The 15374-nt window shown below is 67.3% G+C and carries 18 protein-coding genes; 1 reads left to right on the top strand and 17 read right to left on the bottom strand.

The features are described 5' to 3' along the window. Positions 1-6 precede the first annotated feature (6 nt). The 16 genes from JOF56_RS38040 to JOF56_RS37965 all read right to left on the bottom strand — a co-directional run bounded on the left by JOF56_RS38040 (position 7) and on the right by JOF56_RS37965 (position 12830). Positions 7-1224: an FAD-dependent oxidoreductase gene (locus JOF56_RS38040; RefSeq protein ID WP_245378541.1), complete on the bottom strand. Its 1218-nt coding sequence runs from the start codon at positions 1222-1224 to the stop codon at positions 7-9. 26 nt (positions 1225-1250) lie between these two features. After that, entirely contained in the window at positions 1251-1712 is a 462-nt protein-coding gene (locus tag JOF56_RS38035; RefSeq protein WP_209644262.1) for an anthrone oxygenase family protein, read from the bottom strand. A gap of 25 nt (positions 1713-1737) precedes the next feature. Further along, positions 1738-2205, bottom strand: a complete 468-nt coding sequence (locus tag JOF56_RS38030; RefSeq protein WP_209644261.1) for an SRPBCC family protein — start codon at positions 2203-2205, stop codon at positions 1738-1740. A 1-nt stretch (position 2206) separates the two neighbouring features. Then, on the bottom strand, positions 2207-2467 hold the full coding sequence (locus tag JOF56_RS38025) for an acyl carrier protein (RefSeq protein WP_209644260.1): 261 nt from the start codon (positions 2465-2467) through the stop codon (positions 2207-2209). Between the two features lie 30 nt (positions 2468-2497). Continuing rightward, a complete protein-coding gene (locus tag JOF56_RS38020) occupies positions 2498-2944 on the bottom strand; it encodes an anthrone oxygenase family protein (RefSeq protein ID WP_209644259.1) in 447 nt (148 codons plus the stop codon). Further along, positions 2944-3801 carry an LLM class flavin-dependent oxidoreductase gene (locus JOF56_RS38015; protein WP_209644258.1) on the bottom strand — a complete coding sequence of 286 codons (858 nt, stop codon included), beginning with the start codon at positions 3799-3801 and terminating at the stop codon, positions 2944-2946. Before JOF56_RS38015 ends, JOF56_RS38020 begins: the two co-directional genes overlap by 1 nt. A gap of 19 nt (positions 3802-3820) precedes the next feature. Next, positions 3821-4690, bottom strand: coding sequence for an NAD(P)-dependent oxidoreductase (locus JOF56_RS38010; RefSeq protein WP_209644257.1), 870 nt, complete (start codon positions 4688-4690; stop codon positions 3821-3823). 3 nt (positions 4691-4693) lie between these two features. After that, positions 4694-5074 carry a SchA/CurD-like domain-containing protein gene (locus JOF56_RS38005; protein WP_209644256.1) on the bottom strand — a complete coding sequence of 127 codons (381 nt, stop codon included), beginning with the start codon at positions 5072-5074 and terminating at the stop codon, positions 4694-4696. Then, entirely contained in the window at positions 5074-5778 is a 705-nt protein-coding gene (locus tag JOF56_RS38000; RefSeq protein ID WP_307855437.1) for an SDR family NAD(P)-dependent oxidoreductase, read from the bottom strand. The genes JOF56_RS38005 and JOF56_RS38000 overlap by 1 nt, the downstream gene beginning before the upstream one ends. Before the next feature lie 122 nt (positions 5779-5900). Beyond that, positions 5901-6773: an NmrA family NAD(P)-binding protein gene (locus JOF56_RS37995; protein ID WP_209644255.1), complete on the bottom strand. Its 873-nt coding sequence runs from the start codon at positions 6771-6773 to the stop codon at positions 5901-5903. Between the two features lie 2 nt (positions 6774-6775). After that, positions 6776-7954, bottom strand: a complete 1179-nt coding sequence (locus JOF56_RS37990) for an FAD-dependent monooxygenase (protein ID WP_209644254.1) — start codon at positions 7952-7954, stop codon at positions 6776-6778. Next, positions 7951-8646 carry a class I SAM-dependent methyltransferase gene (locus JOF56_RS37985; protein ID WP_209644253.1) on the bottom strand — a complete coding sequence of 232 codons (696 nt, stop codon included), beginning with the start codon at positions 8644-8646 and terminating at the stop codon, positions 7951-7953. The genes JOF56_RS37990 and JOF56_RS37985 overlap by 4 nt, the downstream gene beginning before the upstream one ends. Positions 8647-8687: 41 nt before the next feature. After that, positions 8688-9746 carry a methyltransferase gene (locus JOF56_RS37980; RefSeq protein ID WP_209644252.1) on the bottom strand — a complete coding sequence of 353 codons (1059 nt, stop codon included), beginning with the start codon at positions 9744-9746 and terminating at the stop codon, positions 8688-8690. Then, on the bottom strand, positions 9746-10939 hold the full coding sequence (locus JOF56_RS37975; protein ID WP_209644251.1) for a cytochrome P450: 1194 nt from the start codon (positions 10937-10939) through the stop codon (positions 9746-9748). Before JOF56_RS37975 ends, JOF56_RS37980 begins: the two co-directional genes overlap by 1 nt. Continuing rightward, positions 10936-12135, bottom strand: coding sequence for a cytochrome P450 (locus JOF56_RS37970; protein ID WP_209644250.1), 1200 nt, complete (start codon positions 12133-12135; stop codon positions 10936-10938). Before JOF56_RS37970 ends, JOF56_RS37975 begins: the two co-directional genes overlap by 4 nt. A 26-nt stretch (positions 12136-12161) precedes the next feature. Continuing rightward, positions 12162-12830 (bottom strand): TenA family protein, encoded by a 669-nt coding sequence (locus tag JOF56_RS37965; RefSeq protein ID WP_209644249.1) that lies wholly within the window; start codon positions 12828-12830, stop codon positions 12162-12164. A gap of 181 nt (positions 12831-13011) precedes the next feature. Here JOF56_RS37965 and JOF56_RS37960 point away from each other — a divergent pair, with 181 nt between their 5' ends. Further along, positions 13012-13581, top strand: a complete 570-nt coding sequence (locus JOF56_RS37960; protein ID WP_209644248.1) for a PadR family transcriptional regulator — start codon at positions 13012-13014, stop codon at positions 13579-13581. Between the two features lie 39 nt (positions 13582-13620). Here the strand turns inward: JOF56_RS37960 and JOF56_RS37955 are convergent, their stop codons facing one another. After that, positions 13621-15114, bottom strand: coding sequence for a right-handed parallel beta-helix repeat-containing protein (locus JOF56_RS37955; RefSeq protein WP_209644247.1), 1494 nt, complete (start codon positions 15112-15114; stop codon positions 13621-13623). Between the last annotated feature and the right edge of the window lie 260 nt (positions 15115-15374).

Genomic DNA, 15374 nt, shown 5'->3' with positions numbered 1-15374 from the left:
ACTGGTTCAGGGCGCGAAGTCGAGCTTCATCGACCACTGGGCGATCTTGAGGGACATCACGACCGCCTCGGTCGCGTATCCGGTCATCGCCTCCTGGTAGGCGGCAACGGCTTCGGCGAGCGACTGCTTTCCTTGGTCCACCGCGACAAGCGCACGCGACAGTGCGCTGGCGTCCCGGACCGCCGTGTTGGCGCCGACTCCGCCAGACGGCGGCATGGCGTGTACCGCGTCGCCGAGCGGAACGATGTTGCCTGCTTTCCATGACAGGACAGGCAAAGTAGCCCGAAGCGCCACCGGGAAGGTCTGCTCCGGCTCGGCGTAGTCGAACACTCCGTGCAGGTCGGGATGCCAGCCTGAGGTGCGTTTGAGAACGAGGTCGCACAACTGGCGGCCGGTCATCGCGAAGAACTCCTCGTCGGCCAGCCCCAGTTCACTGCGGTGCACGCTGAACACCGACATGTAGTAGTCCTGGACATCGTCGAACTCCAGGCCCGGCCACAGCTCGGCGGCGGCCTTGCGTGGCTCGGTCCGGAAGACCATCGGCATCATGCCGAGATGGAACCCGTCCGCCCCGATCACGTAGGTGAACCGGTCCCGCAGCACCTCCGGCATCCCGGCCTGGATCGCCGCGGCCATCGGCGTCCGGGACAGAATCGCGCGCACACCCAGGTCACTCAGGGCGTGCTCGCCGCCCAGTTGAGTCCTCACCCGCGAGTTCGTGCCGTCCGCCGCCACGAGTACGTCCCCCACGTCGTGGGTGCCGTCGTCGAACCAGGCCGCGACCTGACCGCCGGGCCGTTGCTCGTAGTGCGTGAACCGCTTGCCGAAGCAGACTCGGTCGTCCAGTCCGGCCAACAGGATCCGGCGCAACGTCACCCGGTCCACAGCGTCCACTTTGTCCGGTGCATCGCCTCTGGCGTCCTCGAACGTAGGGGCCCACTGCGGGTTGAGCCGCTCGTCGTAGGCGGCCAGTCCCTTCTCGTACCGCATGTTCGCCGTGGCGACCAACAGCTGCTGCGCCCGGTGCGGCAAGCAGTCACGCAACGCCTGCTCGCCTTCAGGACTGATCCGCAGCCGATATCCCTGCCGCCGTCCCAACGCGGACTCGTCCCGTTCGTACACGGTGACGTCGACATCGTGCTGCCGCAGGCCTTGTGCGAGACACAGCCCGCCAATGCCGCCGCCGATGACGAGCACCCGCAATCCCCGGCGCTGACCGCCCATCGAGTCCTCCCTCCACGAATCACGTGTCACAGCAACAGGCCTACCGCGACACAGTTGAACAACAGGGCAAGCACCGCCAGCGCGGTACGGGCGCGGTTCCAGCCACCCCAACGCCTGCGTGGATCGCGCTCGGCGAAATCCGCCGGCAACCGGTCCGGGTCCAGCGTCCGGATCCATCTGTTCAGCGGAACGTTCTTCACCAACGACACCACGACACTGCCCAGCGTCAGTAGCGCTGCCGTCAGGAAAAGCACCGCCGTCACGGCACGGTCTGCCAGCACGCCCAGTACCACGTCACCGACCGCGGCGGCCACGAAACAGACCGGCATGAACGGGTCGAACCGGGTCGAGAAGAAGGCATGGGCGGAGACGTAACCGGCCGGTGGCAGGCTTTCCAGCAGCGGCCATCCGCCGAGCTGGGTACCCACCAGGACACCGGCGGCCAGCCCGTTGGCCAGCAGTACGACCGGGACCAGCAGTTCGAGCACCGCGCACCTCCGCACCGGGGCAGACTCAGCCGATCGGGGCGGCGTCGCGCGCCGCCGCCTCCACCTTGTCCTTGATCAGTCGCATCTGGACGGCGGTGTTGCGGTTCAGGTTGTCCTGCATCACCTTGTCGTCCACGGGAGCCTGCGGCTTCATCTCGAAGTCCTGCACCCAGCGCATCCGCACGTGCCCGTCGGCAGGCAGGTACTCCCAGTAGATCCACATGTACTTGAACGGCCCGGTCTCCACCCGCTGGGACCGCACGGTCCGCGTGGCCGGGTCCGGTGTGCGGGCCGAGACCCAGCTCCACACCGTGCCGTTCTCGTCGGGGTGCAGTGCGAGCCGGAACACGATCGTGTCGTCCTGCCGGCGGAGGATCTTCGCCTCGGCGTACTCGCTGAACAGGTCGGTCCACGACTCGATGTCGTTGGTCATGTCCCAGACCAGGTCCATCGGGGCGTCGATGATGATCTCGTTGTCGGTGTGCCCGGCCATCTCATGCCTCCTGCACGGCGAGCCGTGTGTTGATGAACTCGACGGCGTGGCCGGGGGTCGGCATCTCGGCCACCGCGTCGTCCGGGATGCGCAGGCCGTACCTGCGCCCGACCTGACCGGCGAGTTCCAGTACGGCCAGCGAGTCGTAACCGAGGTCGGCGAACTCGACGCCGGCGATGTCGCCGTCCAGGTCGACGCCTTCGTCGACACCTGCACTGGCCCGCATGATCTCCCTCAGATCGCTCAGCGTGAATCCGCTCATGACACCCTTCCTTTCCTCGAATCCGGCTGGTCATCCGGTGGCGACCGCGAAGGCGTTGGCGAACAGGGCGAACAGGGCCAGCCCCGTCCGCAGCAGGTGCCACCGGCGCCACACCGGCCTCGGGTCACGCCAGCCGGCCGGGATGCCGGCCGGGTCCTGGGACTTGACCCGGCGGTTGATCGGGACGTTGCAGAAGTGCGACACGACCGACACTCCCAGCAGTGCGGCCGCCGCGGCCGCGAACCAGACCGTGCCGGACGTGGCCACCACCGCCAGTGCCACGTCGATCGCCACGCAGGACAGCACGATCACCGGCATCGTCGGGTCCCAGTTACGGCCGATGAGCTTGTGCGTGTAGACGTACCGGTCGGCCGGCATCGCGAACAGGGCGGGCAACACACTCAGCGCCACCGCGAACAGCACCCCTGCCACCACGCCGCTGCCGACGAGCACCGCGACGCCGAGCAGGGTCACCATCAGCCCAGTGCCGCCTTGGCCAGCAGATCGAGCCGGGCCGGATCGTCCGAACAGGACATGATCATCAGGCGGTCGACGCCGTTGCCGGCGTAACTGGCGATGGCGTCGTGCAGCCTGTCCTCGTCGGAGATGACGCCGCTCGCCAGGCGTTCGGCCATCGGCCCCAGGTAGGAGTAGTAGCTCAGCGCGTGCTTGCGTCCCAGCTCAGCGCCGTCCTTGCCCAGCGAGGCGTAGCACATCGCGCCGATCTTGGGCATGTCGTCGCGACCCTGTTCGGCCCACGACGCCCTGGCCTTGGCCACGAGATCCGGGAACACCGCGGGCGGGCCGCCCGGGGAGATGTAGCCGATGCCGTACTTCGCCGCCCGGCGCAGCCCGGGATCCGGCATGCCGCCGATCCACAGTGGAATGCTGCCGTTGGTCGGCCGTGGCCCGACTCCGGGCACGGGACCGTCGCCCTGCCAGACTTGCGTGAGCTCGTCGAGCATCGCCTCGAGCCGGCTGCCCCTGCGATGATATTCGGTCCCTGTCGCGGTGTAGTCGTCCTCACGCATCCCCGACGCCACACCGAGTACGAGCCTGCCGCCCGACAGCCGGTCCAGGCTGGCCAGTTGCTTGGCGAGCTCGACGACGCTGGGCCGGTAGGCAGCCAGCAGGATCGACGTGGTCAGCTCGATGCGCTCGGTCACGCCTGCCGCCGCGGCCAAGGCGACGATGCTGTCGTAGTTGTCGTACACCAACCGGTCGTTCACGCCCAATACGGCAAAGCCGAGCCGCTCAGCCCGTCGGGCGAACTCGATCAGCCGCCCACCGTCGGCGCCGGGAACGGTCGTCGGCAGGCACACTCCTATGTCCATTGATTCCTCCTGTGCCGCTTCATCGGGTCTGTGTCAGCTCGGCCACCGAGGCGGCGTCGTCATCCGCCCGGCCCGCCGCGAGTACCTCGTCGAACCGGTCGACGGTCCGGTCGGCCAACGGCAGGGCGACACCGTGTGCCAACGCCTCGTCTCTGGCCAGAGTCAGGTCCTTGTGCATCAATCCGGCCCGGAAACCGGCGGGCTGGTACGCGCGCCTGCGCATGAACTCGGCACGGAAGCTCAACACCGGCGACCGCCACCCGCTGTTGTCCAGTGCGTCAAGCAGCAGGCCGCGATCCAGGCCCATCGTCTCGACGAACGCCACAGCCTCGCCCAAGCCTGCGGTCTGCACGCCCAGCAACAGGTTGAACGCCAGTTTGAGCACGCTCGCACTGCCGGCCGGGCCGAGGTAGCGGACCTGCTGGGCGATCGCGTCGAGCACGGCGCCCACTTCGTCCACATCGGACTTCTTGCCTGCGGCGAACACCCTCAGCGCACCGTGCGCGGCCATCTGTGGATTGCCCACCACACAGGCCTCGACCCGGCGCGCTCCCAACGCTGTCAGCCGCTCGGCCGCGTTCCTCGCGAACGTGGGCGACACGGTCGACGTGTCGATCACCACGGCTCCCGTCCGCAGGTTTCCCGTCACCTCACCGAAAAGCACCTCTTCGACAGCGGCTTCATCGGCCAAGCTCAGCAATACCGTGCCGGTTCCTTGTACTGCGGCGGACGCGGACTCCGCCAGGCGTGCACCAGCGGCTGTCAGCAGCTCCGCCTTCGACCGCGTGCGGTTGAACACCGTGACGGGAAATCCCGCGTCGAGAATGGCGCGAGCCATTCCCGACCCCATTCCGCCGAGTCCGATCACGGCGATGGACCTGTCGGGCACCTGTCAGCCCCCTGCCGGGTGCGTCTGCACCGACAGCTGGGAGACGCACCGCATCGTCGCGTCCCGGAAGTACTCCGCGAAGCCCTCCGGAGTGCTGGTGTCCCGTTGCCGGACCAGCAGCGGCGCCAGCTTCTCCTCGATCAGGTGCACACCGGGCTGGGCCGCCATGTGCCTGGCGATTGCGGCGAACTCGCCCTCGTAGTGGATCACGCGGACCATGACGTCGTCCTTGACGAACACGGCCGTGCCGAGCAGCCGCCCGGCCTGGTCGCCGTCGGAGCCGCGCAGCACCGGGGTGTCCACCCGCTGGAAGCCCGCGAAGATCTCGGCGATCTCGTCCTCGTGTCCCGGTTGCACGCGATAGGTGATCGCGGCGTACGGCATCAGACGCCTCCGTCCACGTTCAAGGTCACTCCACTGATGTAGCGGGACGTGTCGCCCGCGAGGAAAAGAACCGCTCCTGCCACGTCGTGTGGCTGGCAGATCCGGCCCAGCGCGGTCATCCCCACGATGCGTTCGACCGCCTGCGGCGGCAGGCCGGCACCCGGTTCGGTCTCGGTGAGCCCGGGTGCGACCACGTTGACCCGGATCGCGCGTTCGCCGAACTCCTTGCACAGTGCGCGAGTGAAGCCGATCAGTGCCGCCTTGGACGCCGAGTAGTGCACGCCGTTGGCACGTCCCCGCAGTGCGACCGACGAGCCGATGTTCACCACGGAAGCCCCGTCTGCAAGCAGATCACGCACTGCGTATGTCACCAGGTAGGCGGCCGTGACGTTGTGGTCGACGACGTGCCGCCACTGCTGTTCGTCGAGCTCGCCGAATGGCACCACGCCGTCCACGCCCATGTTGTTGACCAGGACGTCCAGGCCACCGAGTGTTTCCCTGGCTGCCTCGGCAAGCCGTCCAGCACCGCGTTCGGTAGTCACGTCCGCCGCCACGACACGATGGCTGTCGCCGCATTCCTTCAGTTCACGCGCAAGGCTTTCCGCCGCTTCACTGGGATTCAGGTGGCCCGCCACAACGAACGACCCCGCGTCAGCGAACGCGAGCGCGACAGCGCGCCCGATTCCTCGCGTGCCTCCCGTCACGAGCACTCTCTTCCCGCGTAACCCTTGATCCACTGGAGATTCTCCCTTCGGGACAAGCGCCACCGGCCCGGAGTCGCCGTTCTGCCGCAGGACAATGGTGCCGATGACGGATGGAAGCCGGCTCAAAGCCCAATGGAACCCAGCAGGCGGCGCCGGTGCCGGGTCAGCCAGTCGTCGAACGAGGCCGGTGGGCGGCCAGTCACGCGCTCCACTGTGGGCAGTGGGATGCCGCCGCGGCGAGGGTCAGGGTCGGCCAGCTCCGCGACCAAGCCATCGACGAGCTCGGGCGGCATCCCGCCGCCGATCATGCCCGCACGGGCAGCCGACCCGGGGACATCCACGTATTCGAGAGGTGTGTTCGCTACTCGGCTCAGGCGGTCGACCTGTTCGGGCACAGTGAGCGCCTCCGGGCCGGTGATCGTGTACGTCTCGCCGATGTGACTGTCCTCGACAAGGGCGCGAACCGCGACAGCCGCGACATCACGTGGATCGACCACGGCACGTGGAATGCTGCCGAATGACGCGTGAACAGTGCGCTCGGCCTCGATCGGCGGCAACCAGTATTCCATGTTGGACATGAACGCGGCCGGTCGCAGCATCGTCCACTCCGGACATGCGACTTGAACCACGTACTCGCCCTCGGCATGTGCCGCGGCGTAGACGTTGCCGGTCGGTGGCATCGCCGCCACCGAGGACAGCTTCACCACCCTGCGTATCCCCGGCACCGCAGCGACATTGCGGTCGTGGTCGAGTGCTTGAGGGCCGGTCGTGAGCAGGAAAAGTCGTTCGATTCCAGCCAGCTTGGCCGCCAGCGTCTCCGGCTCTCCGAGATCACAACCGACTACCTCGACACCGGCCGGGAGGTCTGCCCGCATCGGATTCCGCGTGAACGCGCGCACAGTTTGGTTGGCTTCCACCAGCAGCCGGACCACTTCACGCCCGACCCGCCCGGTCGCACCGAACACGCCGATCGTGATACCGACGGTGTCGTCCATCGTCAGGCCAGCACAGGAGGCTGCCAGTCGCCGACCGCGGCCAGCGCACGTTCCCTGGACCGTCGCGGAACCATCCGCACCATGGCGTTACGGGCCAGTACCTGCCAGCGCCGCTCACGCATGGTCAGCTCGCCCATTCGCCGCGAGGCCTCGACGATCATCTGCGCTCTCGGCCTGCGTTGCTCGTCATACCGAGCCAGAGCAGCAGAGACATCGGGTTGCTCGGCCAACGCCGCACACAGCACAACTGCGTCCTCAATGGACTGGCAAGCGCCCTGCCCGATGTCGGACGTCATAGCGTGGGCCGCATCGCCAAGCAGAGCAACACATCCGGAGACGTAAGACGACAACGGCGGATCCAGCTCGAACACGTCGTGATGTAACACCGTGTCCCCCGGAGTAGAGTCGAGCAAGGCCGGGATCGGGTCGTGCCAGGTACCGAACCGGCGGCGCACCTCGCCCAGCTCGTCGTCACTGCTTTGCCCCAGCGGGGTATTGGCGACCGCGTACCAGTAGACACGGCCATCGCGCAGCGGCATCCGTCCGAACTGCCTGCCTCTCCCCCAGGTGTTGCCACCTGGTTCGTCCGGCATAGTGCACTCACTGATCCCCCGCCAGACACTATGTCCACTGTAAACAGGAGGATGCGCATCCGGCTGAAGCAACGAACGGATCCGGCTGTTCACTCCGTCAGCCCCGACAACCAGATCACCCTCGATCGTCCGCGTTCCCTCGTCGGTGTGGTAGACGACGCACGCCGGGCCACCGGCCGGGTCCCAGCGGACGTCCGTGACCCGCGCACCTGTTCGCAGGCAACCATCCGTGAGCGCGCTGAGCAGGACGTCCTGCAGGTCACGCCGCAGCAGGACGATCGCCGAAAGCCCATGCTCGGCGACGAAATCCGCGTCGGCGCCAGGCATCAGCCGCCGGCCTGACGGCAGCCGGACTCCCTGGCCACCAGGCATCATGGTCGCCGACCGCGCCCGTACTTCGGCTCCGACACCAAGCTGGTCCAGCGCCCGGCGCGCGTTGACCATCAGCGACATCCCGGCCCCTACCTCGCGAGGCCGGGGACTGCGTTCCAGCACCCTCACCCGCCAGCCGATCCGGATCAGTCCTGCCGCCACACACAGCCCACCGATACCAGCGCCGACCACCACTGCTTTCGGGGCGCTGTTCATTGGTCCCCTCCGTCGGTGCGCGTCTCGAACAGTGCCACGCACCCGACGGTGACGACTTTGACGACCGGGAAGTACTTTTTCAGCTGCTCGGTGAGTCCGGCCGGATCGTCGCCCTGGTTCTGGAAGTTGCCTCGCCGATGCTGCTCGGCCATCAGCTTGCGGGTGAGCCGGTTCATCGGCACGCCACGTTCGAGGACCGTAGTGCCGAAGAGGGTGCCGCCCGGTCGCAGACAGGTGGCCGCGTGCCGGAACGCCTGACCTTTCGTCTCCCAGCCGCCGGGGATGGTGTGCATCACCAGGTTCAGGGCGACCGAGTCGAAATGCCCGGCGGGCAACGGCAACGGCTGGAGGATGTTGGCCTGGTGCGTGGCCGGCCGGTACCGGCTGAGCCGCCGGGCGGACACGGTCAGGCAGTTCTCGTTCAGGTCGACCAGCGTGATCTCCGGGTCACGCACCGGGAACCGGCAGCGATCCAGGAAGAACCCGGTTCCCGGGCCCAGGTCGAGATGCCTGCGACCGGCCAGCCGATCGTAGAGACCTACCATCGTGCGAGGCGGGCACCGCCAGATGAACGTGCAGAACACCCGCAGTACCAACGGATCGTAGATCGACAGGATCCGTTCGGTGTAGACCTGCTGGGCCCGTTGCGTTCGCGGGTCGAGGTCGTCCGCGCCAGGGGCGACACCGGACATCACAGCTCCTCTCGGACTGGCCGAATTCAGACTGGCCGAATTCAGACTGGGCGGAACTCCAGCAGGGCCAACGCACCGGGAGCGGGATCGTTGGCGGGCGCGAAACCCGCGGCCTCGGTCACCCGGTTCCACTCGCCGCGGCTGCGTTCCCGGCCGCCGAGCGCGGCGAGCATCTCGATGTCGATGAGCTTGCCGACATCCCAGCCGGGCGAGCCGGTCAGCAGCATGTCCACGATCAGCAGGCGCGCCGAGGTGTCCTCGCCGATCGCTGTGCGGATCGTGTGCAGGATGCGTATCGCGTGCTCGTCGTCCCAGTTGTGCAATGTGTGCTTGATGAAGTACGCGTCACAGCCCTTGGGCAGCTCCGCGAAGAAGTCGACCGCGGCGATCTCCACCCGGTCGGCCACACCGCGCTGCTCGAACACCGGTTCAGCGTCGGCGACCACCTGCGGCTGGTCGCACAGCACCCCGGCGCAACCCGGATGCCTGCCCAGCATCTCGGCCAGGAACTGCCCCTGGCCACCGCCGACGTCGGCGATCCGGCGGAACCGGCCGAAGTCGTACTCCAGCAGGATGCGGTCGGTCTCCGGGTACTGGTTCTGCCGCATGGCCTGGTCGAACAACCTCCCGCTGGCGGGATCGGTCTGGAGATACTCGAAGAACGAGACGCCGAACGCCTGCTCGAAGGCGGACTCGCCGGTGCGGGCGGTGTGCAGGACTTCCTCGTACGGCCGCCACATCATCCGATGCGACGCGAACAGGAACATCTCGCGGATGCCGCCCGTAACACCGGAGCGCAGCGTCTCGGAATACTCGGTCAGCGCGTAAGTCCCGTCGTCCTGCTCACGGAAGATCCCCGCGGACGCGGTCGCCCGCAGCAACCGGTGCAGCACATCAGCCTTGGTACGTGTCGCCTCAGCGAGCTGTGCCGCAGTTTTCGGGCTGCTCGCCAGCAGATCCGGGACGCCGAGTTCGACGAGCGGACGCAGCGCGCCGATCGTCCACTTGGCTGAGAAGAGCGCGAGCACACGCTGCCCGGGCGGCAGATCGAGCGGGAACATGTCCAGCAAGCCCTGCGGCTCAACCGAAACCGGGCTCATCACGCGCTCCCTGTGGTCAGACGGACGGGCATGTGCTTGATGCTGTTCATGAAGTTGGTCTCCGGACGTACCAACGGGCCCGCGAACTCGATGCGCGGGATGAGATCGAGCGCGGCCTCCAGGAACATCCGCAACTCGAGCACGGCCAAGCCGTTGCCGATGCACACGTGCGGGCCGCCGCCACCGAAGGTCAGGTGTGGATTCGGGCTGCGGGTGATGTCGAACCGGTCGGGATCGGCGAACACCGCTTCATCCCGGTTGGCCGAGGTGTACCACATCACGACCCGCTCGCCCGCCACGATCGGCTGTCCCGCGATCTCGGTGCCGGCCACGACATTGCGGGCGAAGTGCGTCACCGGTGTGATCCACCGGAGCATCTCGGCGACCGCGCCCGGGATCAGCGACCGGTCCGCGCGCAGCATGGCGAGTTGATCCGGGTGCTCAAGCAGAGCGAGCACCGCACCGGTCACCGAGCAGTATGTGGTCTCGCTGCCCGCCGTGATCAGGGTCGTGGCGAACACCGCGATCTCCTCGGGCGAAAGCCTGTCGCCCTTGACCCGCGCGGCCGACAGCACCGAGAACAGGTCGTCGGCCGGTGTGCCGGCGCGATACCGGGCGAACTGCATGAAGTAGTCGAGGATCTGCCGGAACACGTCCGTGCCCGCGTCGGTGACACTGGGGTCGTACTCCGGGTCGCCGAGGTTGACCGTCTGGCGGGCCCAGCCGATCACCATCCGCCGATCGCTGCCGGGCACGCCCAGCAGTTCGGCCAGCACCTCGAACGGCAGCAGCAGCGCCACGTCGTCGGCCAGGTCGAACTCGCCCTTGGCGGCCGCGGTGGCCAGCAACGAGCCCGCGATCCGGCGGATCGGCCCGGCCAGCGCCGCCATCCGGGCCGGGGCGAACGCCTTGAACGTCAGCCTGCGCATCCGGGTGTGGTCCGGCGGGTCGAGGAAGGTGATGATCGGGTACTCGGACTCCTGCAGCCGGACCGACGTCATCGTGCTCGGGCTCGACGAGAACACCTTGGGGTCACGGGATATCGCGGCCACTTCGGGATGCCGTACGACGTTCCAGAACTCCTGCCCTTCGACGTCGGTCGCCCGGGTCAGCCCGCGCGTGGCCCGCAGTTCGCGGAAGTACTCGTACGGAATGCCTTCCTGAAAGACGTTGGGGTCCATCAGGCCGGTCACCAGACGACCGGGATCTCTGTGAAGCCCTCCATGAACCCGCCAAGGCCACGGGGCAACTGCTCGCCGGGGACCGCCAGCCGGACGTCGGGGAATCTGCGCAGCAGGCCCTCGGTGGCGACCTGGATCTCCATCCGCGCCAGCGCCGCGCCGACGCAGTAGTGCAGGCCCGCACCGAAGGTCATGTGGTGGTTCTCGGTGCGGCGGATGTCGAGCGTGAACGGATGGGGGAAGACGCTCTCGTCCATGTTGGCCGATTCCTCCGACAGCAGCACGCTGCTTCCCTTACGCAGCACCGTCGCGTCGGACAGCTCGATGTCCTCCAGCACGTAGCGCAATGTCCCGATCGACGAGCCCATGATCTGGGTGCGCAGCAGTTCCTCGGTCGCGGCGGGCACCAGGGAGAAGTCCGCCTGGATCTCCTTGACCAGCTCACGCCGGTGCAGCAGCATCGCGGTGCCCGCACCGATCTGGCTGGCCGTGGTGACGTAGCCCGCGATGAGCAGGCTCTGTGTCCAGAACTGCAACTCGTGCTCGGAGAGCCGGTTGTCGTCCTCGTCGCGCACCTTGATCAACGCACCGATCAGGTCGTTTCCGGGGTCACGGCGCTTGGCCGCGATCAGGTCACCGAGGTACTGCCACAGGCCGGTACGGCATTGCTCGACCTCGTCGGGCGGCAGCTTGGTGACCGACAGGAAACCGTCGACCAGCTTGCGGAACTTGCCCATGTCCCGCGGCGGGACGCCCAGCAGCCGGCAGATCACCCGGATCGGCAGCGGGAACGCGAAGGCCTCGTTGAGGTCGGCAGGCTGCGGCCCGCCGGCCATCCGGTCGAGCAACTCGTCGCAGATCGCGGTGGCGACCGGGCGCAGCGCCTCGATCCTGCGCGCGGTGAATGCCCTGGTGACCAGCCCACGCACCCTGGTGTGGCCGGGTGGATCCGGGTCGATCTCCGGGTCCATGAACAGGTCGTTGTCCGCGGAGATCCGGGCCACGCCCGGCCGGGAGATGTCCTTGCTCAGCCGGTGGTCGGCGAACAGCGCCCGTACGTCGGCGTAACGGGTTACCAGCAGTGCCGTGTCGCCGCTGGGCAGCGTCACCTCGACCACGGCGTTGTCCCGCAGACTCCGCAACGCCTCGGGGACTTCCATCGGCGGGGTCCACGGGAAGGGATACCGGACAGGGACTGTCACACTCATCCCGTCGCACCTTTCTGGTCTTTCGGTCAGACCGGCCAGACCGGCCTGCGCAGGCTGCTTTCGGCGAACGCCCACTCGTAGCGGACACCGAGCCGGAACTGCCCGGTGATCTCCTCGCGTTGCCGGGCCGTGCACGTCTCGCCGATGCCGTCGACGGCATCCAGGAACGCGTGCACCGCGTACTGGTAGCTCTCGCCGGGGTGATAGGCCTCGATCCACGGCATGTACCGGGAATCCGGCACGGCCCGCTCAACGAGGTCGTTCGATACATGGAAGTTGAACCACACCATGGGCAGCAGCGCCCCGATGCCGGTGTACGGCGCCTTTACGCCAGCGGCCGTGAAGAACGAGGCATGTGCGTGGGTGGCTGGATCAACCGGCGCGTGCTCGTGCAGTGCCGGCAGGCCGAGCCCAGGCGCCAGTTCGGTGTAGGAGGCCTGCAGCCGGTCGCGAGCGTCCAGCGTGCTCGCGGCCGACCGGGCGAACAGGATCGCGTGGCCGTCGTCGTTGGCGGTGGCTGCGCACCTGGCCAGCGCGCGGGCGTATGCAGGCAGGAGATATCCAGTGTCCTGTTCAACGAAGTGCGCGAGCGACACGCCGGGGAGCGAGCCGTCCCGCAGACCCGCCCAGAACGGGTGGTCCTGCACCTTGGCCAGGACGGGGCCCGCGGCCTCGGTCAACTCCTCGTGCAGCATGGGGGCCTCCGCTCCGGCGCGAGACTGGCGTGCGATAGCAGTACCGGCTGCGGCTCGAAAACCCCTGGTGCGGGAGTGAGCGGGTGCCCGGGGGCTACGATCGACCCCGGTGCGGCGCAATCACGGGAGGTCACGCAACCACATGATGACGAGTCGTGCTCCCCGCCGCTCGCCTCTCGCGATGGCGGTGCTGATGATCCTTGCCGAGGAACCGATGCACCCGTACGGGCTGCGGCAGAGGATCCGCGAGTGGGGCAAGGACCAGGTCGTCAACGTGACCCAGAACAACGCCATCTACCAGATCATCGAACGGCTTGAGCGATCCGGCCTGATCGCCGTGCAGGAGACCGCGCGCAACGAGCGACGGCCTGAGCGGACGGTCTACAAAGCGACCCCCGAGGGCGTCCGGACCGCACGGAGCTGGCTGCTGGGGATGCTGTCCACGCCGTCGATGGAGTACCCCGAGTTCCCGGCGGCACTCGCCTTCCTCGCCGCGATCCCGGACGAGGAGAAACTGCGGACCCTCACCGAGCGCGTCAAGGCCCTCGAGGAGACGCTCGCGAAGATGAAGGCGGACATCCAGAACGACATCGAGGCGTACCCGGGCGGTCTCGACCGGATCTACGTGGTGGAGATCGAGTACATGCAGGCCATGCTGGAGGCCGAGCTGCGCTGGGTCCGTGAACTGGTCGACGACCTGCGGGCCGGCGTCGTGGACTCGCCCCCGCGATCAGTGCCGGCAGACGACTGACCAGGCCAGGTGGCCGGAATTCCGGCCACCTGGCCTGAGTCACGGCGTGACGCCAGGCCCTTGGTACGCGCCGATGTTGGGCGATGTACCGGAAACCGCGTTGCCGAAGTAGTCCCGCCCGTTGTGCTCAAGGGTGGGGTCGCCGCCTTTCAGTGCCGCGGAACCTTCCCGAAGCTGGAACCAGTGCACGTCGGCATCGGTCTGCCCGTCCTGGATGGCCAGCAATGGATCCGCTTCGACGGCGTTGGCGTCGACTGCCCGCCGCAGCGTGACGTTGTGGTAGACGTTTCCGCTGTAGGTGCCGTGCGGATCGGTGATGGTCGAGCCTGCCGACCGGCCGATGAAGATGTTGCTGGACACCTCCGCCGCGGTCTCCCCCAGGTTGTTGATCACCCTGGCGGCGTTCGGCGCGTAGATGGTGTTGTTGTGGATACGCAGATTCGTCGCGATTCCACAGGCCACCGTGATCACGCCCAACGGCACCGATCCGTCGCCGTCGCGGTCGTCGTGACTGATGTTGTACCTGATCACGTTATTGTTCGCGATGGCCCCGGCGTCGTTGCACGTCAACAGGAAGCCACCGTTGTTGTGATGGCTGAAGTTGTACTCGTACACAGTTCCGTTGTCCGCGGTCTCGATGTCCAGTGCCATACCGTTGCGCTGGCCGTTGCAGATCTCGTTGTGCCGGAAGAGGCTGTTGTCGGAATTGAATCCGTAGACCCCGGAATTGAACTCGGCCGATCTGCCCGCGAACCCGTCGACCACGTTGTGCTCGACCAGCGCGCGGACGCCGTTGTATATCATGATGCCGTCGCCGCCGACATCTTTGACGCGATTGCGGCGTATCACGACATTTTTTGACGGGACGTAAGCCGAACCGGTTCCGTCGGGATAGCGGTCCCGCCGGGTCCAATGCGACATCAGCGCGATCCCCAGCCGGTCGGCATGCTCGACCGTGTTGTTCTCGACGGTGACGCCGTCGAACCCGGTCGGCCGGGCGGTTCCCCCGGCCACGAACACGATGCCGCCGCTGGGAATGGGACTCCGGCTGTCGGGCCCGTTGACGTCATGGACGTCCACATTGGATATGACGTAGTGCCTGCCGACGCCGAAGTCCTCCAGCAGCACGTAGATCCCGGCCCGCTGCTCGCCGGGGACCGGCGGCGGCCCCTCGTTGCGCACGTCGAGGTCACGCACCTGCCAGCCCTCGACGTTGGACAGCATGATCGCGGCGGTCGCGCCCCCGCCGTCGATCACGGGCTTGGGGCCGGTGCCATACGCGTCGATCGTGATCGGGCGGCCCGGCGATCCCGATCCGCGCGGGGTGAACATGCCCGCGAATTCCCGGCCACGCCGGAATCTGATCATGTCACCGGCCTGGAACGTCACCTGGTTGAGCCGCTCCAGGCTCCGCCACGGCCGTTGCGTCGTCCGGCCGGAACTGGCGTCGTCACCCGCGACGGAATCGACATAATAGATCTTCCCGCCGGGCGCGGCACCGGCTTGGAATTCATGTGATCTTGTTTCGGTCATGTCCCCCTCCACACCTTCTCGCCGACATCGCCCGATATCAGAGCGTGCGAAGCCGGTACGACGGTGCGGGGCGGACGCTGGTTCCCCATAACCTCGTATACCGCTCGCTCCACATCGTATTCGAGCGCGGCAAAAAGGTAGTCGAGCGCGGGGCCCGGGGTCCAGTGCCTTGCCGGTGCGTTTCCGAAATCGTGTCCTCATACTGATCGAAAACCGGAGTGATACGCATTTTGCTACCACCGGTGATCGGCCAATCACAA

Source organism: Kibdelosporangium banguiense, assembly GCF_017876405.1.
GTDB lineage: Bacteria > Actinomycetota > Actinomycetes > Mycobacteriales > Pseudonocardiaceae > Kibdelosporangium > Kibdelosporangium banguiense.
Note: the sequence above shows the minus strand (reverse complement) of the source record. Positions and strands in the feature narration are given on the sequence as shown.